Source organism: Aeromonas sp. XH (genome assembly GCF_033348475.1).
Taxonomy (GTDB): Bacteria; Pseudomonadota; Gammaproteobacteria; order Enterobacterales; family Aeromonadaceae; genus Aeromonas; species Aeromonas sanarellii.
This window is the reverse complement of record NZ_CP137630.1, coordinates 2,996,803-3,015,838: the sequence shown is the minus strand read 5'-3', so window position 1 is coordinate 3,015,838 and position 19,036 is coordinate 2,996,803. Positions and strand designations below refer to the sequence as shown.

The window sequence follows — 19,036 nt, the reverse complement described above, 5'->3', positions numbered from 1 at the left end:
GTTTGTTAAGGCGATGAAACAAGATTACCCTGTGGTTTCTGAATGAGAAGTGACGAATCGTTATAACAATATGTTATTACAACATATAGAACTTATTCTCTCTTGCCGAGGGGCGACCCGCTTCTTTGGCAACCAAAGGAATGGATCTCATGGGATTTGCAGGAAGCGACCGCTATCTCGCCTCGGCGTCATTGAGTATGGCCGTCAACGCCGCCATCGTGCTGGAGAAGCCGCTGCTCATCAAGGGTGAGCCCGGTACCGGCAAGACGGTGCTGGCGGAGGCGGTGGCCGACTCTCTCGGTGCCGAACTCATCAGCTGGCACATCAAGTCCACCACCAAGGCCCAGCAGGGGCTCTACGAATACGATGCGGTGGCCCGTCTGCGGGACTCCCAGCTCGGCGATCCGCGGGTGGGGGAGATCAACCACTACATCCGCCGGGGCAAGCTGTGGCAGGCCTTCGCCGCCGAGCGGCGACCCGTGCTCCTCATCGACGAGATCGACAAGGCCGACATCGAGTTTCCCAACGATCTGCTGCTGGAGCTGGATCGCATGGAGTTCGACGTCTACGAGACCGGCGAGCGGGTCAGGGCGCGCCAGCGCCCCGTGGTCATCATCACCTCCAACAACGAGAAGGAGCTGCCGGACGCCTTCCTGCGCCGCTGCTTCTTCCACTACATCCGCTTCCCCGACAAGGCCGAGATGCAGGCCATCGTCAAGCTCCACTATCCGGATCTCAAGGAGAGCCTGCTCGGCGAGGCGATGGAGCTCTTCTTCGAGCTGCGGGCCGTCGAGGGGCTGCGCAAGAAACCCTCCACCTCCGAGCTGCTGGACTGGATCCGCCTGCTCCTGGCTGACGACATCGCTCCCGAGGCGCTGCGCAACCGGGAGCCGGGCAAGCTGGTGCCCGCCCTCTACGGCGCCCTGCTCAAGACGGAGCAGGACTTGCATCTCTTTGAGAAGCTCGCCTTCCTGGCGCGACGCGGCGGTTGAATGCTGATCGACTTCTTCCTCCACCTGCGCCGCCACCAGCTGCCCTGCTCGCTGCGCGAATTGCTGGACCTGCACGGGGCGCTGGCGGCCCGACTGGCCTGCGTCGACCTGGATGACTTCTACCTGCTCTCCCGCGCCCTGCTGGTGAAAGATGAAGCCCACTACGATCGCTTCGATCGCGCCTTCGCCGAGTATTACGAGGGGCTGGAGGCCATTCCCCTGCTGCCGGAGCGCCTGCCGGACGATTGGCTACGCCAGGAGTTCGAGCGGCTGCTGAGTCCGGAGGAGAGAGCCTTGCTCAGATCTCTGGGCGGTCTCGACAAGCTGCTGGAGACCCTCAACCAGCGCCTGCTCGAGCAAAAGGAACGTCACGCCGGCGGCAACAAGTGGGTGGGCACCGGGGGCAGCAGTCCGTTCGGCCATGGTGGTTATCACCCCGAGGGGATCCGCATGGGGGGAGAGGGCCGGCATGATAGGGCGACCAAGGTGTGGGAGGCGCGCCACTATCGCAACTTCAGCGACGAGAGCGTCCTCGGCCAGCGCGCCATCCAGCTCGCTCTGCGCAAGCTCAGGCGCTGGGTTCGCAAGGGCAGCCCCTCGGAGCTGGATCTTGACGACACCATCCAAAGCTCGGCCCGCCAGGGCTGGCTCGATGTGAAGCTGAGGCCAGAGCGCCACAACGGCGTCAAGCTGTTGGTGTTCTTCGACGTGGGAGGCTCCATGGATGCCCACGTGGCCGAGGTGCAGCGGCTCTTCTCGGCCCTGCGCCACGAGTTCAAACACCTGGTGTTCTTCTACTTCCACAACTGTCTCTACGACTTCGTCTGGCAGGACAACGCCCGCCGTTTCGAGGAGCGTTTCGATACCCTGCGGCTGCTGCGCACCTACGGCAGCGACTACAGGGTGATTTTTGTGGGGGATGCGAAGATGGGACCCTATGAAATTACCTGGCCCGGCGGCAGCGTGGAGCACTGGAACGAGGAGCCCGGTCAGGTGTGGCTGGCGCGCCTGCAACAGCACTTCCCCAGGCTGGTGTGGATCAATCCGCTGCCCAGGCAGGAGTGGCTCTGGCACCCCTCCATCAAGCTGATGAATGACGTGATCGGCGGGCGCATGCACCCGCTGACCCTGGCGGGTCTCGCCGGTGCGATCGATCGGCTGTGACCCTCTGACCCTAAAAACAGACAAGCCGGGATTGCACCCGGCCAGGAGCAAAGATGACCCCTATCGTAATCAGTGGCTCGGGCCTCTATACCCCGTCCCATGCCGTCAGCAACGAAGAGCTGGTGGCCGCCTTCAACCAGTACGTGGATCTCTACAACGAAGAGAACGCCTCCGCCATCGATGCGGGCCAGCTCGATGCCAAACAGCATTCGAGCTGCGAGTTCATCGAGAAGGCCTCCGGCATCAAGAGTCGCTATCTGGTGAGCAAGGAGGGGGTGCTGGATCCCGACATCATGCAGCCGCTCATGGCGGAGCGGCCCGACGATCAGCCCTCCATCATGGTGGAGATGGCGGTCGCCGCCGCCGAGCAGGCGCTGATCGCCGCCGGCCGCGAGCCGGGGGAGATCGATCTGGTGATAGTGGCGGCTTCCAACATGCCGCGCCCCTATCCGGCGCTCTCCATCGAGCTGCAACACTACCTGGGGGCGGGCGGCATGGCGTTCGACATGAACGTGGCCTGCTCCTCCGCCACCTTCGGCATCAAGACGGCGGCGGACATGCTGGCGGCGGGCACGGCGAAGCTGGCGCTGGTGGTAAACCCGGAGATCTGCTCGGGGCACCTCAACTTTAGAGATAGAGATAGCCACTTTATCTTCGGTGACGCCTGCACCGCCGTGCTGCTGGAGCGGGCAGAAGATTGCAAGGTCGCGGCCCCCTGGCAGCTGGTGGCGAGCAAGCTGGTGACCCAGTACTCCAACAACATCCGCAACAACTTCGGCTTCCTGAACCGCTTCAGCCCCCGCACCCGCTACGGGGACGACAAGCTGTTCCGCCAGCAGGGGCGCAAGGTGTTCAAGGAGGTGCTGCCCCTAGTGTGCGATCAGATTGCCGCCCAGCTCGAAGACCAGGGCTGGGCGGCGGATGACTTGAGCCGGCTCTGGCTCCATCAGGCCAACCTCACCATGAACCAGTTCATCGGGCGCAAGCTGCTGGGCCACGATGCCAGCCAGCAGGAGGCGCCGGTCATCCTCGACCGCTACGGCAACACCAGCTCGGCGGGCTCCATCATCGCCTTCCACCTGTTCAACCAGGACTTGCCGAGCGGGGCCCGCGGGGTGCTCTGCTCCTTCGGCGCCGGCTACTCCATCGGCAGCCTGCTGCTGCAACGGCGCTGATGCACAAAAAAGCCACCCCTTGGGTGGCTTTTTCATGTTGCCTCAACGACTTATTCAAACGGGTTCGATGGCCAAGACCAGGCATTCCGGTTCTTTTATCTGAAAACGCACGTTCACATCGAACAGCCTGACGCCGTACTCCTTGTCGTCCGGCTTGCCCTGCTTGTAGGCGGGGCGGGGATCCTGGGCCAGCACTTCGCTCACCAGCTGGCGCAGCTCGGGGTGGCGCCTGAGCCAGGGGGCGAGCTGTTGCTCGGCTTGTGCACTGAAGCTCACCGACAGCGGCGGGGTGGGGGCCTGTGGGGCGAAGCCGCCGCGGGCATCCGGCAGGCTGTCGGCATAGGGGACATAGGGCTTGATGTCGACGACGGGGGTGCCATCAAGCAAGTCCACGGCGCCGAGTTCGAGCCACAGCTTGCCGCGCTCACGGCCGACCCCGTGCAGCTCGACCACGGAGAGGCCGAGGGGGTTGGGGCGGAAGGTGGAGCGGGTGGCGAAGACCCCGACCCGTTCGTTGCCGCCGAGGCGCGGCGGACGCACCGTCGGGTGCCAGCCCTGCGCCATGGTCTGGTGAAACACGAAGCTGAGCCAGAGGTGGGAAAACTGCTCGATGCCGCGCAGCGCGTCCGGCTGATCGTAGGGGGACTGCAGCTCGAGGCGGGCGCGGGCCGATTTGACCAGGCCGGGCTGGCGCGGGATGGCGAACTTCTCCTTGTAGGGAGAGCGGATGATACCCAGGGTGTCGATTTCGAACTTCATGGCGGATCCTGACTGAAAACCCCGGCAATGTAGCACAGCAGGCCCCAAAACGCAGGCGTGCCCTGCGGGCTGCCGGTTCCATCTGCCGTGATCCCGCTCCCATCCCGGCCGCCCGAGGGCTGTATCGCGCCGCCAACTTGCGTAGGGTGGGCGCTGGAAGCGCGCACGCTGGGCGGGCAAGCAAAACGGGCGTGGCATCGGCAGCGGGCCGCGCCGTGAAGGAGAGACAGGGATGAAACTGCTGATTATCGGCGGCACCGGGTTCTTGGGCCGCCACCTCACCTCGCTGGCCCTGGACTGGGGTCACGAGGTGACACTGTTCAATCGCGGCCACCGCCAGCACCCGGACTGGCGCGAGCTGGCGTCACTGCAAGGGGACAGGGATAACAATCTCGGCGCGCTGCGCGGCGAGGGGCTGCACTGGGATCTGGCCATCGACACCTGCTGCTACCGTCCCGAGCAGGCAGCCAGCCTCTCCACCGCCCTGGTGGGGCGCTGCGAGCGCCTCATCTTCATCTCCACCATCAGCGTCTATCGCGACTTCGCCCGGCCCGGGATGGACGAGTCGGCGCCGCTACACGAAGTGGTCCCCGACGGGTCAGCCACCGGCTACGGTCCGCTCAAGGTATTGTGTGAGGCCGAGTATCGGGCCCGCTGGGGGGAGCGGCTCTGTATACTGCGCCCCGGCGTGCTGTGCGGCCCCTTCGATCCCACAGGTCGCCTGGCCTGGTGGGTGAGGCGGGTGCAGCAAGGGGGGCCCTGGCTGCTGCCGGGGGAGGGGCAGGACAGGCTGCAATACCTGGATGTGCGCGACTGCGCCGAGTTCGTGCTGCGGGCCGCCGAGCAGCGGCTGGAAGGCTGCTACAACCTGATCAAGCCTGGCATCCCCCTGGCGGACTGGGTGGAGCGCCTCGCCGCCCGGCTGGTGCCGGCGACGGCACTGCAACCCCAGTGGCGGCCCTGGGCCGCCCTGATAAAGGCGGGAGTGGAGCCCTGGCAGAGCTATCCCACCCTGCTGCCGAACGAGCAGCCAGAGTATGCGGGTTATGGCCGAATCAGCGCCGAGGCCGCCATCGTCCACGGGCTGAACTTCCGCCCCCTGGAGGAGACGGTGGCCGATCTGGTGGAGTGGCTGGCCGGCAACCCCCGGGGGCCACAGGCGGGCATGACGACCGCCGAGGAGCAGGCCCTGTGGCAGCGGTGTGACTCCACGCGCTCATCCGGCGCGTGTCGGCAGGAATAAGAAGAGGGCCCCCCGGGGTGCCCTCTGTCGTTGTCGGCTCTGGCGTTCAGCGCAGGAGCGCGCCGCAGTCGGTCAGCAGCGTCCTGAGCACGCTGCGATGGCAGCGTGCCTCCTGCTCGCAGTAGCAGCCCACCGACAGGTTGGTGGTGTGGGAGAGGGCGGCCAGCAGGGCGAGATCGTGTTTTGCCGCCGGGCTCGCCATCTCGGCTTTGTACTGCTTGCAGAAGGCGGCCCACTGGGCGGGCGTTTCGGCACCCTGGCCGAGCTTCATGGTCTCGGGGCTGGGGGCCAGGTTGGGGAACCAGACATCGTACCAATCCTGGCTGGCGAACTCCGCCTTGGGAACGCCGCGAGGGGGGCGGCGCACGGTGCCGATACGCAGCCCCTCGTCCTCGAGGCGCGGGCTGCCGAGGCGGACGATGGCGAGGGCCATCTCCCTTACTTCTCTTCGGCCACTTTCAGCGCCTGGCCGTAGCAGATCACCTGTTTCAGGCAGCCCGGCACGTCGCTGAACTCGGCGCACTTGTCGAAGCTGACGCCGTTGCCTCCCATGTCCGCCACGCGGCGGCGGGCCAGGGTGCGGGCTTCGCCTGCATTGGGCACCGCCTGGTTGGCATCGCTCTGGCAGGATTCCCCCTCGACGGTGCCGAGATAGAGGTAGTTGAGGTCCGCGAGCTCGCTCTGCTCGTAGATCCGCACGCTCCCCGGCTTGAAGTACTCGTCGAAGTTTTCCTTGTCCAGGTTGCTGTTGAAGGCGAAGTCGGCACAACCGGAGGCAATCAGGGGCATCATCAGGATCAGGCGTTTCATATCGGCATCTTGTTGGGTGGCGAGTGGGCCATTATAGGGGGCAGTCGCCGACGGCGACCAGCCCCATTTTTAGCCATATCAATGGATTGTGGTGGGTCCTGCGATGCCCCTTTCCCGGATCAGGCGGGAGCCAGCTGCCGGTGCAGTCTGCGGCAGTGATCGTCAGCCAGCAGCTCCGCCTGGTGAGTGGGGCGCATGGGCGTGTCCCTCTGCTTTTGCGGTCAGGCGGGGGCCAGTCGCCGGTGCAGACTGCGGTAGTGGTCGTCAGCCAGCAGTTCGTGGTGCGGGGCACAGAGGCGGATCCGTCCCTCTTCCATCAGGGCCACCCTGTCCATCCGCTCCAGTCCCAGCAGCCGATGGGAGATGAGCAGCAGGGTTCGGTCGGCCCCCAGGGTCAGCAGCAGATCCATGATCTCCCGCTCGGCCTGGCTGTCGAGGCCTTCGGTCGGCTCGTCCAGCAGCCAGAGCGGGGCGTCGTGGAGCAGGGCGCGGGCGATACCGATACGGCGCCGCTCCCCGCCGGAGAGCGGACGGCCGCCGTCCCCGAGCCAGGCGTCCAGGCCGGTCTCGGTGTGCTCTTCGTCATCGGCCAGCAGGCTGGCGAGTCCCACCTGGGTGAGCACCTCTGCCAGCCGCTCGTCGCTGGCATCGGGCGCGGCCAGCCTGAGGTTGCCGCGCAGGGTATCGGCAAACAGGTGCACCCGCTGGCTCACCACGGAGCAGGAGGCGCGCAGCGCCTCTTCGCTGTAGCCGGTGAGCGGCTTGCCATCGAGCAGGATCTCGCCGGACTGCGCCGTCCACTCCCGGGTCAGCAGCCCCATCAGGGTGGACTTGCCGCAGCCAGTCTGCCCCAGCAGCGCCAGCCTCTCGCCGGCATGCAGTTGCAGGGTGCAGCCCTGCAGCACGGAGGCGTCCTGCTCCGGATAGGTGAAGTGGATATCCCGTATCTGCACGGCGCCCGTGCCGGCAGGCGTCTGCCCCTCTCCCCACGCTGGCGCCTTGGCCTCCTGCAGGATCTCGTTGAGGCGGCGGGCCGAGGTGAGGCTGGTTGAGAGGTGCTGGAAGGCCCCCGCCAGCGGCAGCAGCGCCTCGAAGCTCGCCAGAGTGGCGAACACCATGAGCGCCGTGACGGGGTCCGGCGTGCTGCCGCCGACCCCGTGGCCGGCCAGCCACAGCATCAGGGTCAGGGTCCAGCCGCTCAGCAACTGCACCGAGAAGCCGGCCAGACCGCTGACCCTGGCCATGCGAGCCTGAGCCTGGATCAGGGCCTGCTCCGCCTGCTGTAGCTCGGCGAGCGCCTTGGGGGCGGCGGCGAACATCTGCAGCTCGGCGTGGCCGTCCAGGTAGTCCACCAACCGGGTGCGCATGGCGGATTTCTCGGCGATGAGCCGGCGACCCGGCGCGCGCCCGGCGAAATAGAAGGCCAGGGGCAGGGCCAGCATGCCGAAGAGCAGGATGGCACCCAGGGTCAGTGCCAGGCGGCTGTCGAAGAAGGAGAGGAAGAACACCAGTCCGGCACAGCTCAGCAGCGCCGCCCCTATGGGGGTGATGAGGCGCAGGTAGACGTGATCCATGGCGTCGATGTCGGCCACCAGGCGGTTGAGCAGATCCGCCTGGCGAAAACCGGCCAGGGAGCCGGGGGAGAGGGGGGAGAGCCTGTCCCAGAACCAGACCCGCAGCCGGGTCAGCACCCGGAAGGTGGCGTCGTGGCTCACCACCCGCTCGCCCCAGCGGCTGGCGGTGCGCACTATGGAGAAGAAGCGCACCCCGCCGGCCGGGGTCATGTAGTTGAAAGTGTCGCGGGTGGCGACGGCCAGCCCGGCCACTGCGGCGGCGGAGAGGAACCAGCCCGAGAGGGAGAGCAGCCCCATGCCGGCCACCAGGGTGACCAGGGCCAGCAGCAGACCCAGCGACAGGCTGAGCCAGTGCTGGCGGTAGAGACGCAGGAACGGCAACAGATCACGCATCGAGAGAGTCTCCGTTATCTTGGGACCTGTGTTGCGACAGGAGGCGGGCGAAGGAGCCGCTGGCCTCGCAAAGCCGCGCAAAGGAGCCCTGCTCCACCAGCAAGCCGCGCTCCAGCACCAGGATGTTGTCCATCTGGCTGAGCTGATCCAGGCGGTGGGTGATCATCAGCAGGGTCTGGCCCGCGCTCGCCTGCTCCAGCGTGCCCATGATGGCGCGCTCGGAGTGGCGATCCAGGCTGGCGGTGGGTTCGTCCAGCACCATCAGCTCGGTGTGCTTGAGCAGGGTGCGGGCCAGGGCGATGCGCTGGGCCTGGCCGACGGAGAGACCGCCCGCCTGATCCCCGACCCGATAGTCCAGCCCTTTTTCGCTGACAAACTCCCAGGCCTGGGCGCGCCTCAGCACCGCCTCCAGCTCGGCGTCGCTGGCCGCAGGTCTGGCCAGCAGCAGGTTGTCTCGCAAGGAGGCGTGGAACAGCTGCGGGTTCTGGGAGAGCCAGCCGAGCCGTTGGCGCCACTGGCTCATGTCCAGCTCGGCGAGCTCCTGGCCGTTGACCTTGAGCGAACCGCGATAGGGGGCAAAGCCGAGCAGGGCATTGACCAGGGAGCTCTTGCCCGCGCCACTGATGCCGACCAGGGCGGTGCGGGTGCCGGCTTCAAGGGTGAAATCGAGGGGGCCGACCAGCACCTTGCCCTCGGCGCTCAGCACCTCCAGGGAGCAGGCTTCGACCCTGATGGGGCCCTCCGCCTGGAAGGGTACCGCCCCCGAGGCGGGCTCGCTGACCTCGGCCTCCAGAAATTCCAGCAGCTGCTCGGCGGCGCCGATGGCCTGCGCCTTGGCGTGGTAGTGGGCACCCAGCTCCCGCAGCGGCGCGTAGAACTCGGGGGCGAGGAAGAGCACGAACAGGCCGGTAAAGAGCGTGACCTTGACGCCATAGCTGCCGAAGTTGAGGTGATCTATGTAGGAGAAGCCGAAGTAGACGGCCACCAGGGCCACCGCGATGGCGGCGAAAAACTCCAGCACGGCGGTGCTGAGGAAGGCGAGGCGCAGCACCTCCATGGTGCGTTCACGAAAATCTTCCGACGCATCGCGAATGGCCTCCCCCTCCGCCCGGATGCGCATGAAGAGCTGCAGGGTGCGCAGCCCCTTGAGGCGATCGAGGAAGTGACCGGAGAGCCGTGCCAGCGACTGGAAGTTTCGGCGGTTGGCATCGGCGGCGCCCACCCCTACCAGGATCATGAAGAGCGGGATGAGGGGCGCCGTGCCGAGCAGGATCAGGCCCGCCGCCCAGTTGACCGGGAACACGGACACCAGGATCACCAGGGGAATGAAGACGGCTATGGCCATCTGGGGCAGATAGCGGGAGAAGAAGTCCTGCATCTCTTCGATCTGTTCCAGCAGCAGGCTGGCCCAGCTGCCGGCGGGGCGGCGCTGGATATAGGCAGGCCCGAGGCGGCCGAGGCGGGTGAGCACCAGCTCGCGGATGGCCTGGCGCACCGCACTGCCCGCCTTGAAGCTCGTCACCTCGCGGCCATAGGCCAGGGCGGCCTTGGTCAGGGTCACCAGCAGCAGGCTGACGAAGAGGGGAATGGAGTGCTCCGGGGTGGCGCCCTCGATGATGAAACCGTGGAGCAGGGTCGCCAGCAGCCAGGCCTGCATCACCATCAGCACACCCTGGCCCAGTCCGAGGGCGATGGAAAACCCGATCCAGCGCCGGCCATGGCTCGATTGCCTGCGTAACCAGCCATAGAGATGTTTCTGCCTGTTCTTGTCCATTCACCGCCTCCTCAAACGAGTGGCGCAAGACTATCGTCGCCCCCACGGCTTGGCAACCTTGCCGCTCCGGGAGTGTGGAGCCCATTGTTTGAAAAAGCAGCTTCATGCTCAATAGTTGGTCGAACAGCTTGATTTATGGCAAAAAATGCGAATCCGGTGATTGCGCTCCGCGGCAAAATGCATATAGTAGAGGCCACTGACGCGGGTGTAGTTCAATGGTAGAACGGCAGCTTCCCAAGCTGCATACGTGGGTTCGATTCCCATCACCCGCTCCACATTCCAGATAACGGCAGATGCCGTTGTCACCTCTGCCAAATAGCTCTCTGTCATGGGATTTCCCGTCAGACCAGCAGGTTTTGATGCTTAGCGGGCATCGTATAATGGCTATTACCTCAGCCTTCCAAGCTGATGATGCGGGTTCGATTCCCGCTGCCCGCTCCAGCGTTCATGCAACAAGCCCACTCAATCGAGTGGGCTTTTTGTTTTGGCCTTCTTTGCGCCCGCACCGTGCTGGCGACCGGAAAACAAAAAAGGCGCCAACAGGCGCCTCTTTCATCACTGGCAGGGTTATTCCTGCTCCAGCTCGCCACAGAAGCGGTAGCCTTCGCCGTGGATGGTGGCGATGATCTCCGGGGTGTCGCCCACGCTCTCGAAGTGCTTGCGAATGCGGCGGATGGTCACATCCACGGTGCGGTCGTGGGGCTTGAGCTCGCGGCCCGTCATCTTCTTGAGCAGCTCGGCACGGGTCTGGATCTGGCCCGGGTTTTCGCAGAAGTGCAGCATGGCACGGAATTCGGAACGGGGCAGCTTGAACATGTCGCCCGCCGGGCTGACCAGGGCGCGGCTGTTGATGTCCAGGGCCCAGCCGTTGAACAGGTAACGCTCTACCAGCTTCTTCTCTTCGCCGCCGGCGGCCACGTTCATGGTACGGCTCAGCAGGTTGCGGGCACGTATGGTCAGCTCACGGGGGTTGAACGGCTTGGTGATGTAGTCATCGGCGCCGATCTCCAGCCCCAGGATCTTGTCCACCTCGTTGTCGCGGCCGGTCAGGAACATCAGGGCGATGTTGTCATCCTCACGCAGCTCGCGTGCCAGCAGCAGGCCGTTCTTGCCCGGCAGGTTGATGTCCATGATCACCAGATTGATGGTGTGGCTGGTCAGGGCTTGGTGCATCTCGTCGCCATTGTTGGCTTCCAGCACTATGTAGCCTTCGGCCTCGAAGATGCTCTTGAGGGTGTTGCGGGTGACCAGCTCGTCTTCGACGATCAGAATATGTGGTGTTTGCATGAGTATTCCCAGATTCTTATCAGTTAATTATCGAAATTTTAACACTCTTTGGCGTTATCCGACCGGTCCTGAAAATTTATTACGTCATCCTGGGTATGATAATCAGGTCGAATCATCGCGAATTTGGTATCTACGCTGGCCAGCATCCCTGTGCCGCACATAGGCTCTCAACAAGTCTGATCGAGAGGAGCCCGGAGAGGTAGTCCATTACAAAAGTTGCTGCATTTTATCAGTTAACAGGCGCATAACAACACTCTTTGCCGTCAGATAGCAACTTTTTAACTCAGGTTTGATATAAGTCAATCCCCGAGTTCGCTGCATCATACTTGGGCTGGCCCGCTTTTTCGCCCTTAATAAATGTAATGGGATGTAACATGTGGTTGACATGACTTTGTGGGAAAACTACAGAAATGTGTGCTTTATCGCCCCCTTCGCTCCGCCCGCCTGGCCTGCCTATGCCATCGTCACGGCCTGGAACCCGGCCAGCCAGTGGGTGGGGGAGCGTCGCAATACCCGGCGCCAGCGCGCCCTGATGCGCCTCCTCGGCGAGCAGAGCGTCATGGGGCCGGTATGGGGGGGCGATGCGGACGAGTGCTGGCAGGAGGACTCCCTGCTGTTGCCGATCGCGCAGGAAGAGGCCATCCGGCTGGCCGCCCGCTTCGGACAGAATGCCCTCTACTGGGTGGCTGAAGGGGAGCTCTGGCTGGTTCCCGTTCTGCTGGGTGGCGAGCCTTGCCATCTGGGGAGTCTGGCTTCCCGCTGGCGGCTCAGGTCGCCTGCCTCCGGGCAGACATAGCGCCACCCCGCCATCCGGGTAGGGCTCCCCGTCGGTGGATTGTCAGCCCCCCGACATGATGAAAGAATGAGCGGACACATTTCACTCCATGGAAGGATGATGATCATGCTGGACCTGCTGCCCGACCTTTGCGATGAACATGGCGATACCCTGCAGGTGGCCGACCCCCTGTTCCACGACTATGGCGGCAAGCCGCTGTTTTACGGCGAGGCCGTGACCCTCTCCTGTTTCGAGGACAACAGCCTGGTGCGGGAGCTGGTGAATCGGCCCGGTCAGGGCAAGGTGATGGTCATCGACGGGGGCGGTTCCCTGCGCCGCGCCCTGCTTGGGGATCAGTTGGCCATCAAGGCGGTGGAACAGGGGTGGGAAGGGATCCTGATCAACGGGGCCGTACGGGATGTGGGCACCCTGGCCAGCCTGGCGCTGGGGGTCAAGGCGCTGGCTCCCTGCCCGGTCAAAACCGAGAAACGGGGCCTGGGCGAGCTGGATGCCGTGGTCTCCTTTGCCGGCGTGACCATAGCTCCCGGCGACTATGTGTACGCCGATCTCAACGGCGTGCTGGTGAGTGGTGCTCGGCTCCTCTGAGAGCTCAGAAGTTGAAGCCCACCCCCAGGGTGAGGAAGTGTTCTGTGCTGAAGGCGCTGAGGCCGTAGTTGGCGGTGATGGCCAGTTGCGGCGTCACCAGCAGGCTGCTGTTGAGCTCCACCAGGGTGCTGGCCTTGCTCACCTCCAGCTGCTTGAGCTGGCTGCCGATGTTCAGGGAGGGGGAGAGGCGGTAGCGCACCCCCGAGCTGATGTTGAACCCGGTCTGATCGCTGCGGGGGCCGATGGCGGGCCCGGCCTCCATGTAGAGGCTGAGGTCATCCTCGACCGGATACTGGTAGCCGGTGTTGATGAGCCAGAGGTCGAAGTGGTCGCCCGGATGGGCCTGGTTGCCGAGCAGGACGCCGGAATAGCTTTTGACGTAGAGCTGGCTGTCGGCGTCGTTCTTGAGGAAATCCCAATCGGCGGCCTGGGCCGAAAAGGCGAGGCCGGCTGCGAGTGCGATGACGAGAGATTTGACCATTCGTTTCCCCTCCCTGGGTCCGGAACAGGACTACAAGCATGGCACATGCCAGCAGGGAGTAAAGGGAACCCCGATCACAATAAAAGAGTTTTGATGGGCGCCACAGTCGTGGTACACAGGCCCCTCACTCAGTGTCTTCACGACAATCTCTATCACGAGGTGAACCATGAACAAGAAACTGATCCTGCTGGCCGCACTGGCCCTGGGAGGCTGCGCCATGACCACGGGGTCCACACTGGCACAATTGCAGGCATCGACCTGGCAGTTGCAGGGGGCGAGCGGCGATACCTTCACCCTGCAGGTCGCCGGCGACAAGGTGGCGGGCAAGGGCGGCTGCAACCGCTACTTTGGCGGCATCACAGAGCAGGGTGACGGCGTCTTGACGCTGGGCCCTATGGGTGCAACGCGCATGATGTGCATGGGGGATCTGGCCGGCAAGGAGATGGAGTACCTGAAGTCCCTGGAGAAGGTAGCCAGCTTCCAGATCAGCGGCAACCAGCTGGTGCTCAAGGATGCCGGCAAGGCGACCCTGCTGACCTTCGACGCCGTGAAATAGGCCCGGTGTCGTCAGACTCTGTCGCAGCCTGACGCCGGCGCGACGGTGTCAGAAAGGATGTACAACAGGGACGCCACGGCGTCCCTTTTTGCTGCTTCAGCCGGGGTCATCCCCCCCGCTGGAAACGAAAGCGCTTCTTGCGCCGGTAGGGATAGACGTCCTCGAATACCCCCTCCCTGATGTTGCTCTGCAGCCGTTTCCAGTAGTTGGCATCGAACAACTCCTTGTGCAACTGCATCATGATCGCCCGCACCTGGGGCTTTTGCAGCAGGAAGGTGGCGAACTCCTCGGGGAAGATGTCGTTCGGTGCCACCGAATACCAGGGCTCGGCGCTCCACTCGTCCTCGGGGTAGCGCGGGGGCGGGATCTGGCGGAAGTTGCACTCCGTCATGTAGCAGATCTCGTCGTAGTCGTAGAAGACCACCCGGCCGTGGCGGGTGACCCCGAAATTCTTGAACAGCATGTCGCCGGGGAAGATGTTGGCCGCCGCGAGCTGGCGGATGGCGTTGCCGTACTCCTCCAGGGCGAGCCGTGTCTGCTGCTCGTCCGCCTGATCCAGATAGAGGTTCAGCGGGATCATCTTGCGCTCGGTATAGAGGTGTTTTATCACCAGCTTGTCGGCCGTGATGGTGAGCGCAGAGGGGGCCACCGCCTTGAGCTCGGCCAAGAGCTCGGGGGAGATGCGGTCCAGCGGAAACTCGAAGTTGGTGAACTCCTGGGTATCGGCCATGCGGCCCACTCTATCGTGCTGCTTCACCAGCCGGTACTTCTCCTTCACCTGCTCGTGGCTCACCTCCTTGGGCGGGGTGAACTCGTCCTTGATCACCTTGAACACCACGTCGTAGGAGGGGAGGGTGAACACGCTCATCACCATGCCCTTGATGCCCGGCGCGATGACGAACTGCTCCCGGCTCTGGGCCAGGTGCTGCTGGTAGTGGCGATAGAGCTCGGTCTTGCCGTGCTTCTGGCAGCCGATGGCGTTGTAGATCTCGTAGTCCGGCTTGCGGGGCATGATCTGGCGCAGAAAGGCGACGAAGAGCGCCGGTACCGGGGCATAGACCATGAAGTAGGCGCGGGCGAAGCCGAACACGATGGAGGCGAGCTCGGGCTCGAAGATGACGGTGTCCACATAGATGCTCTGGCCCGTGCTGAGCAGGGGCAGGATGAAGGGATACACCTCCCCCTTCACCCGGATGAGCCCCACCAGATAGGCCCCCTTGTTGCGGTAGAACACCTCTTTGAGCAGCTCGATGGCGAACGGCTCCTCGTGCAATATGGCCGGGCCGCTCTCTGCCAGATGGCGGTGGATGTCCATGATGTCCCGCTGCTTGTCTTCATAGGGGAGGGTGAAGCTGTAATCCCCGAGCAGCTGGCTCAGGGTCTGGGGCAGGTGGGCAAGATCGGTGCGATAGATGCGCAGCAGGGCGCTCAGGTCCGGCTTGTCACCCCGGCTCACGAAGGGGTGGATATAGAGGTTCTCGTCGCGGATGTTGCGATGGCGGAAGATGCGGCGATAGACGGAGTTGAAGAAGGACTCCGCCACCTCGAAGTTCTCGCAGCGGGGCAGCAGATCGCTGAAGGCCCCCTTCACCTGCTTGAGCAGGGCCTGGGTCGGCAGCTGCTCCCCCATCATCTGCTTGATCTGGGCCGTGGTGGCGCCGACGTGGTGATCATAGAGGCGGATGCGCTCGCGCCCGGCGAGCTGCACCCCCAGCCAGTCGCTGTTCTCGAAGCGGCTCTTGCTGCCCTGGGTTATCTCGAGAAAGCGGCTGTAAAACGACTCGAAGCGTTGCAGGATCGTCTCGGCGACGGCCTGCTCCAATGGCTGCTGCATCTCTCTCTTCCTTGTGATCTGACGGGCCCATGGCGTCTGTGCCAGGCGAAAAGGGGATCGCCCCCGGGCCACTATGGCAACATCCAAACGTCCGTTCAAGTGGCAATCTGCGGGGATAAACGGTAGATTGCGCCCTTGTTTTACCGGCGTTTCGCAGCCGTTCGCGGCGTCGGTCCCATCCAGGAGAGAACCCGATGAAACTCTATTTTGTGCTGGTGTCCCCCGCCCGCGCCGCCAATGTGGGGGCTGCCGCCCGCGCTATGAAAACCATGGGCTTCGATGCCATGCGGCTGGTGGGGAGCCGGGTGCACGAAGAGGAGGAGGCGAGCTGGGTGGCCCATGGGGCCCAGGAGATCCTGACCCAGGCACAGGCCTTCGACACCCTGGAAGAGGCCCTGGGCGACATGGATCTGGTGGTGGCCACCACGGCCCGCCAGCGCGGCCGCTACCAGCACTACCTCACCCCGGCCGAGATCCGCGATCAGATCCGCGCCAAGCCGTCGCTCGGCAAGGTCGCCATCGTGTTTGGCTGCGAGGAGTCCGGGCTCTCCAACGAGCAGCTTGCCCAGGTGGATCTCATCAGCTATTTGCCCCTCAAGGTGAGCTATCCCTCCCTGAACCTGGGTCAGGCGATCATGTTGTACGCCTATGAGTTGAGCCAGTTGCTGGATGAACCCGAGGCCGTAGCAGAAAATTTTGATAATGCCGGGCAGGTACGCGTGCTGAAATTAAAAACAGCAGAATTGCTTGGTGATATCGGAGTTTCGCAGGATGAAAAACTGCATCAGTGGGTGATGGACCGAGTACCCATGCTGCCGCAGCGGGATCTGAACATGCTGCATCTGCTCTGCAAAGACCTGGCCCGCAAGTTTGGCCGGGAGGTTTAGGTTGACAGCCCATCGCCAGGCGCGGTATTGCTAAAAGCCAGCTTCGTTCAAGAGTGTTCGTCATGCAGCTATTCACCAACGTCATCACCACCACCATTATTACCGGTACCACCACAGGTGGCACTGGGGCCGGTTGATGCGCTGACGAACAAGCACAGAAATCTGAAAAGGCCCGTACCCACCCAGTACGGGCCTTTTTGTTGGGTTCATTTCAGGCCGTTTTCAGACCAATTTGTCTGCAGAAAAGACAGGGAGAGTAAGCGATGAGAGTGTTGAAGTTTGGCGGGTCGTCACTGGCCGATGCAGAGCGTTTCCTACGGGTAGCCGATATCGCGGTCAATACCCACGGCCAATCCCAGGTTGCCCTGGTGCTGTCGGCACCGGCCAAGGTGACCAACCACCTGGTCGCCCTGGTGGAGCAGATCAGCCGCGGCATGGACGCAAGCGCTACCCTGTTCGAGATCAACGGCATCTTCTCCCGCCTGCTGGCGGGCCTCAAAGCAGCCTACCCGGCGCTGGATGACAAGGCGCTGCAAAGCCGCCTCACCGCCGAGCTGGATCAGGTGGAGCGGCTGATGCAGGGCATCCGTCTGCTGGGGCAGTGCCCGGACAACGTCCAGGCCCGCATCCTGAGCCGGGGCGAGAACCTCTCCATCGCCTTCATGCACGAGCTGCTGCGGGTGCGTGGCCTCGAGCTGGATCTCATCGTGCCGGAGCAACTGCTGGTGACCGACGGCGGCTACCTCGAAGCCCACGTGGATATCGAAGCCTCCCGCCTGCGCTTCGCCGCCAAAGGGCTGCGTAGCGATTGTCTCTACCTGATGCCGGGCTTCACCGGTGGCAGCGACAAGGGCGAAACCGTGCTGCTGGGCCGCAACGGCTCCGACTATTCCGCCGCCGTTTTGGCCGCCTGCGTCGATGCCGAGTGCTGCGAGATCTGGACCGACGTGGAGGGGTGCTACAACTGCGATCCGCGCCTGGTACCGGATGCCTACCTGCTCAAAACCCTCTCCTATAAAGAGGCGATGGAGCTCTCCTACTTCGGTGCCAAGGTGCTGCACCCGAAGACCATCGCCCCCGTGGCCCAGTTCCACATTCCCTGCCTCATCAAGAACAGCTTCAACCCCCAGGGTCCGGGTACCCTCATCGGGGTCGATCAGGGGGATGACGATCTGAAGGTGAAGGCCATCTCGGATCTCTCCGGCATGTGCATGTTCAACGTCTCCGGTCCCGGCATGAAGGGCATGGTGGGCATGGCCGGTCGCATCTTCTCCGCCGTCTCCCGCGCCGGGGTCAGCATCGTGCTGATCACCCAGTCGTCCTCCGAGTACAGCGTCAGCTTCTGTATCCACAGCTACGACAGCGACAAGACCCGCAAGGTGCTGGAGCGCGAGTTCGAGCTGGAGTTCAAGAACCAGTTGCTGGACCCGCTCGAGATCATGACCGATCTGGCCATCATCTCCCTCATCGGTGACGGCATGCGTACCTCCAAGGGGATGGCGGCGCGCTTCTTCACCTCCCTGGCCCAGGCCTCCATCAACATCGTCGCCATCGCACAAGGGTCGAGCGAGCGCTCCATCTCCGCGGTCGTGCGCTCCGGCAAGGTGGCGGAAGCCATCAAGGCGTGCCACCAGAACTTCTTTGGCAGCCAGCAGTTCATCGATCTCTTCGTGGTCGGGGTGGGCGGCGTCGGTGCGGCCCTGGTGGATCAGATTGCCCGCCAGCAGCCGGTACTGGCCGAGCAGGGCACCGGTCTGCGGGTGGTCGGCATCGCCAACAGCCGTCAGATGGCGGTCAACAAGGATGGTCTGGCCCTCGCCAACTGGCGTGAACAGCTGGTGGAAGCACAAGGCAGTTTCAGCCTGGAGGCGGTGAAGAAGCTGGTGGAAGAGAGCCACCTCATCAACCCGGTGATCGTCGACTGCACCTCGAGCGAAGCCGTGGCCGTCCAGTACGCCGATTTCCTCGGGGCCGGCTTCCACGTGGTCACCCCGAACAAGAAGGCCAACACCGGGTCGCTGGATTACTACAAGGCGCTGCGCCGCACCGCCCGCCAGACCCGCCGCAAGTTCCTGTACGAGACCAACGTGGGCGCGGGCCTGCCGGTCATCGAGAACCTGCAGAACCTCATCAAGGCCGGTGACAAGCTGCGCGCCTTCGACGGCATCCTGTCCGGGTCGCTCTCCTTCATCTTCGGCAAGCTGGACGAGGGGATGGCCTTCTCCGAGGCTACCCAGATCGCCCGCGGCAACGGCTTCACCGAGCCGGATCCCCGCGATGACCTGAACGGCATGGACGTGGCGCGCAAGCTTCTGATCCTGGCCCGCGAGGCCGGCATGGCGCTGGAGCTCTCCGATGTGGAGGTGGAGCAGGCACTGCCGCCGGGCTTTGACGTGAGCGGCGACGTGGAAGCCTTCATGGCCCGCCTGCCCGAGGCCGACGGCTGGTTCCGCGACCAGTTCGCGGCGGCCCAGCGTGAAGGCAAGGTGCTGCGTTACGTCGGCTCCATCGAGGGTGGCAAGTGCAAGGTGGCCATCAAGGCGGTGGGTGGCGACGAGCCCCTGTTCAAGGTAAAAGACGGGGAGAACGCGCTCGCCTTCTTCTCCACCTATTACCAGCCCATCCCCCTGGTGCTGCGCGGCTATGGCGCAGGGACCGAAGTGACCGCCGCCGGCGTCTTCGCCGACGTGCTGCGCACCCAGAACTGGAAGCAGGAGTTATAAGCA

Annotated in this window: 17 protein-coding genes and 2 tRNA genes; 11 read left to right on the top strand and 8 right to left on the bottom strand. The window is 64.0% G+C overall.

Annotation, left to right across the window (positions count from 1 at the left end; genetic code table 11):
- The first annotated feature begins 149 nt into the window (after positions 1–149).
- The 3 genes from R2B70_RS13820 to R2B70_RS13810 are packed head-to-tail and all read left to right on the top strand — an operon-like array spanning position 150 to position 3,331.
- A complete protein-coding gene (locus R2B70_RS13820; RefSeq protein ID WP_318161767.1) occupies positions 150–992 on the top strand; it encodes a MoxR family ATPase in 843 nt (280 codons plus the stop codon).
- Positions 993–2,156 carry a vWA domain-containing protein gene (locus R2B70_RS13815; RefSeq protein WP_318161766.1) on the top strand — a complete coding sequence of 388 codons (1,164 nt, stop codon included), beginning with the start codon at positions 993–995 and terminating at the stop codon, positions 2,154–2,156. It begins immediately after the preceding gene.
- A 53-nt stretch (positions 2,157–2,209) separates the two neighbouring features.
- Complete coding sequence (locus tag R2B70_RS13810; RefSeq protein WP_318161765.1) at positions 2,210–3,331, top strand: beta-ketoacyl-ACP synthase III; 1,122 nt, start codon at positions 2,210–2,212, stop codon at positions 3,329–3,331.
- Between the two features lie 54 nt (positions 3,332–3,385).
- Here the strand turns inward: R2B70_RS13810 and tsaA are convergent, their stop codons facing one another.
- Entirely contained in the window at positions 3,386–4,090 is a 705-nt protein-coding gene (gene tsaA / locus R2B70_RS13805; RefSeq protein ID WP_318161764.1) for a tRNA (N6-threonylcarbamoyladenosine(37)-N6)-methyltransferase TrmO, read from the bottom strand.
- A gap of 232 nt (positions 4,091–4,322) precedes the next feature.
- On the opposite strand from tsaA, the gene R2B70_RS13800 reads away from it, so the two are divergent.
- Positions 4,323–5,333, top strand: a complete 1,011-nt coding sequence (locus R2B70_RS13800; RefSeq protein WP_318161763.1) for an NAD-dependent epimerase/dehydratase family protein — start codon at positions 4,323–4,325, stop codon at positions 5,331–5,333.
- Positions 5,334–5,379: 46 nt separating this feature from the next.
- Here R2B70_RS13800 and R2B70_RS13795 read toward each other — a convergent pair whose 3' ends face one another.
- The 4 genes from R2B70_RS13795 to cydD form a co-directional block, all read right to left on the bottom strand.
- Positions 5,380–5,766, bottom strand: a complete 387-nt coding sequence (locus R2B70_RS13795; RefSeq protein WP_216990711.1) for a DUF488 domain-containing protein — start codon at positions 5,764–5,766, stop codon at positions 5,380–5,382.
- Between the two features lie 5 nt (positions 5,767–5,771).
- Positions 5,772–6,143, bottom strand: a complete 372-nt coding sequence (gene rcsF / locus R2B70_RS13790) for an Rcs stress response system protein RcsF (protein WP_010673578.1) — start codon at positions 6,141–6,143, stop codon at positions 5,772–5,774.
- 221 nt (positions 6,144–6,364) lie between these two features.
- On the bottom strand, positions 6,365–8,110 hold the full coding sequence (gene cydC, locus R2B70_RS13785) for a heme ABC transporter ATP-binding protein/permease CydC (RefSeq protein WP_318161762.1): 1,746 nt from the start codon (positions 8,108–8,110) through the stop codon (positions 6,365–6,367).
- Complete coding sequence (gene cydD, locus R2B70_RS13780) at positions 8,103–9,884, bottom strand: heme ABC transporter permease/ATP-binding protein CydD (RefSeq protein WP_318161761.1); 1,782 nt, start codon at positions 9,882–9,884, stop codon at positions 8,103–8,105. The genes cydC and cydD overlap by 8 nt, the downstream gene beginning before the upstream one ends.
- Positions 9,885–10,085: 201 nt before the next feature.
- On the opposite strand from cydD, the gene R2B70_RS13775 reads away from it, so the two are divergent.
- Together R2B70_RS13775 and R2B70_RS13770 are read left to right on the top strand one after the other, a co-directional pair.
- Positions 10,086–10,159 (top strand) — tRNA-Gly (locus R2B70_RS13775).
- A 91-nt stretch (positions 10,160–10,250) separates the two neighbouring features.
- Positions 10,251–10,325, top strand: a tRNA-Gly gene (locus tag R2B70_RS13770).
- A gap of 126 nt (positions 10,326–10,451) precedes the next feature.
- Here the strand turns inward: R2B70_RS13770 and arcA are convergent.
- A complete protein-coding gene (gene arcA / locus R2B70_RS13765) occupies positions 10,452–11,171 on the bottom strand; it encodes a two-component system response regulator ArcA (RefSeq protein WP_010673581.1) in 720 nt (239 codons plus the stop codon).
- A 385-nt stretch (positions 11,172–11,556) separates the two neighbouring features.
- Between arcA and R2B70_RS13760 the strand changes: the two genes are divergently transcribed.
- Positions 11,557–11,967 carry a DUF3293 domain-containing protein gene (locus R2B70_RS13760; protein WP_318161760.1) on the top strand — a complete coding sequence of 137 codons (411 nt, stop codon included), beginning with the start codon at positions 11,557–11,559 and terminating at the stop codon, positions 11,965–11,967.
- A gap of 105 nt (positions 11,968–12,072) precedes the next feature.
- Positions 12,073–12,552: a putative 4-hydroxy-4-methyl-2-oxoglutarate aldolase gene (locus R2B70_RS13755; RefSeq protein ID WP_042077727.1), complete on the top strand. Its 480-nt coding sequence runs from the start codon at positions 12,073–12,075 to the stop codon at positions 12,550–12,552.
- A gap of 4 nt (positions 12,553–12,556) precedes the next feature.
- Here the strand turns inward: R2B70_RS13755 and R2B70_RS13750 are convergent, their stop codons facing one another.
- Positions 12,557–13,033, bottom strand: a complete 477-nt coding sequence (locus R2B70_RS13750; RefSeq protein WP_042077708.1) for a hypothetical protein — start codon at positions 13,031–13,033, stop codon at positions 12,557–12,559.
- Between the two features lie 166 nt (positions 13,034–13,199).
- On the opposite strand from R2B70_RS13750, the gene R2B70_RS13745 reads away from it, so the two are divergent.
- Positions 13,200–13,589 carry an META domain-containing protein gene (locus tag R2B70_RS13745; RefSeq protein ID WP_042077709.1) on the top strand — a complete coding sequence of 130 codons (390 nt, stop codon included), beginning with the start codon at positions 13,200–13,202 and terminating at the stop codon, positions 13,587–13,589.
- 106 nt (positions 13,590–13,695) lie between these two features.
- Here R2B70_RS13745 and aceK read toward each other — a convergent pair whose 3' ends face one another.
- Positions 13,696–15,423, bottom strand: a complete 1,728-nt coding sequence (gene aceK, locus R2B70_RS13740) for a bifunctional isocitrate dehydrogenase kinase/phosphatase (protein WP_216990705.1) — start codon at positions 15,421–15,423, stop codon at positions 13,696–13,698.
- 194 nt (positions 15,424–15,617) lie between these two features.
- Here aceK and R2B70_RS13735 point away from each other — a divergent pair, with 194 nt between their 5' ends.
- The gene (locus R2B70_RS13735; RefSeq protein WP_318161759.1) at positions 15,618–16,310 is read left to right on the top strand and encodes a tRNA/rRNA methyltransferase; all 693 of its coding nucleotides are present in this window, start codon (positions 15,618–15,620) and stop codon (positions 16,308–16,310) included.
- A 263-nt stretch (positions 16,311–16,573) separates the two neighbouring features.
- Positions 16,574–19,033: a bifunctional aspartate kinase/homoserine dehydrogenase I gene (gene thrA / locus R2B70_RS13730; protein WP_318161758.1), complete on the top strand. Its 2,460-nt coding sequence runs from the start codon at positions 16,574–16,576 to the stop codon at positions 19,031–19,033.
- Positions 19,034–19,036: the final 3 nt, after the last annotated feature.

Coding starts and splice junctions, on each gene's coding strand:
- R2B70_RS13810 (WP_318161765.1), top strand. CDS start 2,210: ATGACCCCTATCGTAATCAGTGGCTCGGGCCTCTATACCCCGTCCCAT.
- R2B70_RS13795 (WP_216990711.1), bottom strand. CDS start 5,766: ATGGCCCTCGCCATCGTCCGCCTCGGCAGCCCGCGCCTCGAGGACGAG.
- cydC (WP_318161762.1), bottom strand. CDS start 8,110: ATGCGTGATCTGTTGCCGTTCCTGCGTCTCTACCGCCAGCACTGGCTC.
- R2B70_RS13760 (WP_318161760.1), top strand. CDS start 11,557: ATGACTTTGTGGGAAAACTACAGAAATGTGTGCTTTATCGCCCCCTTC.
- cydD (WP_318161761.1), bottom strand. CDS start 9,884: ATGGACAAGAACAGGCAGAAACATCTCTATGGCTGGTTACGCAGGCAA.
- R2B70_RS13820 (WP_318161767.1), top strand. CDS start 150: ATGGGATTTGCAGGAAGCGACCGCTATCTCGCCTCGGCGTCATTGAGT.
- R2B70_RS13755 (WP_042077727.1), top strand. CDS start 12,073: ATGCTGGACCTGCTGCCCGACCTTTGCGATGAACATGGCGATACCCTG.
- R2B70_RS13815 (WP_318161766.1), top strand. CDS start 993: ATGCTGATCGACTTCTTCCTCCACCTGCGCCGCCACCAGCTGCCCTGC.
- R2B70_RS13735 (WP_318161759.1), top strand. CDS start 15,618: ATGAAACTCTATTTTGTGCTGGTGTCCCCCGCCCGCGCCGCCAATGTG.
- aceK (WP_216990705.1), bottom strand. CDS start 15,423: ATGCAGCAGCCATTGGAGCAGGCCGTCGCCGAGACGATCCTGCAACGC.
- R2B70_RS13745 (WP_042077709.1), top strand. CDS start 13,200: ATGAACAAGAAACTGATCCTGCTGGCCGCACTGGCCCTGGGAGGCTGC.
- R2B70_RS13800 (WP_318161763.1), top strand. CDS start 4,323: ATGAAACTGCTGATTATCGGCGGCACCGGGTTCTTGGGCCGCCACCTC.
- tsaA (WP_318161764.1), bottom strand. CDS start 4,090: ATGAAGTTCGAAATCGACACCCTGGGTATCATCCGCTCTCCCTACAAG.
- R2B70_RS13750 (WP_042077708.1), bottom strand. CDS start 13,033: ATGGTCAAATCTCTCGTCATCGCACTCGCAGCCGGCCTCGCCTTTTCG.
- rcsF (WP_010673578.1), bottom strand. CDS start 6,143: ATGAAACGCCTGATCCTGATGATGCCCCTGATTGCCTCCGGTTGTGCC.
- thrA (WP_318161758.1), top strand. CDS start 16,574: ATGAGAGTGTTGAAGTTTGGCGGGTCGTCACTGGCCGATGCAGAGCGT.
- arcA (WP_010673581.1), bottom strand. CDS start 11,171: ATGCAAACACCACATATTCTGATCGTCGAAGACGAGCTGGTCACCCGC.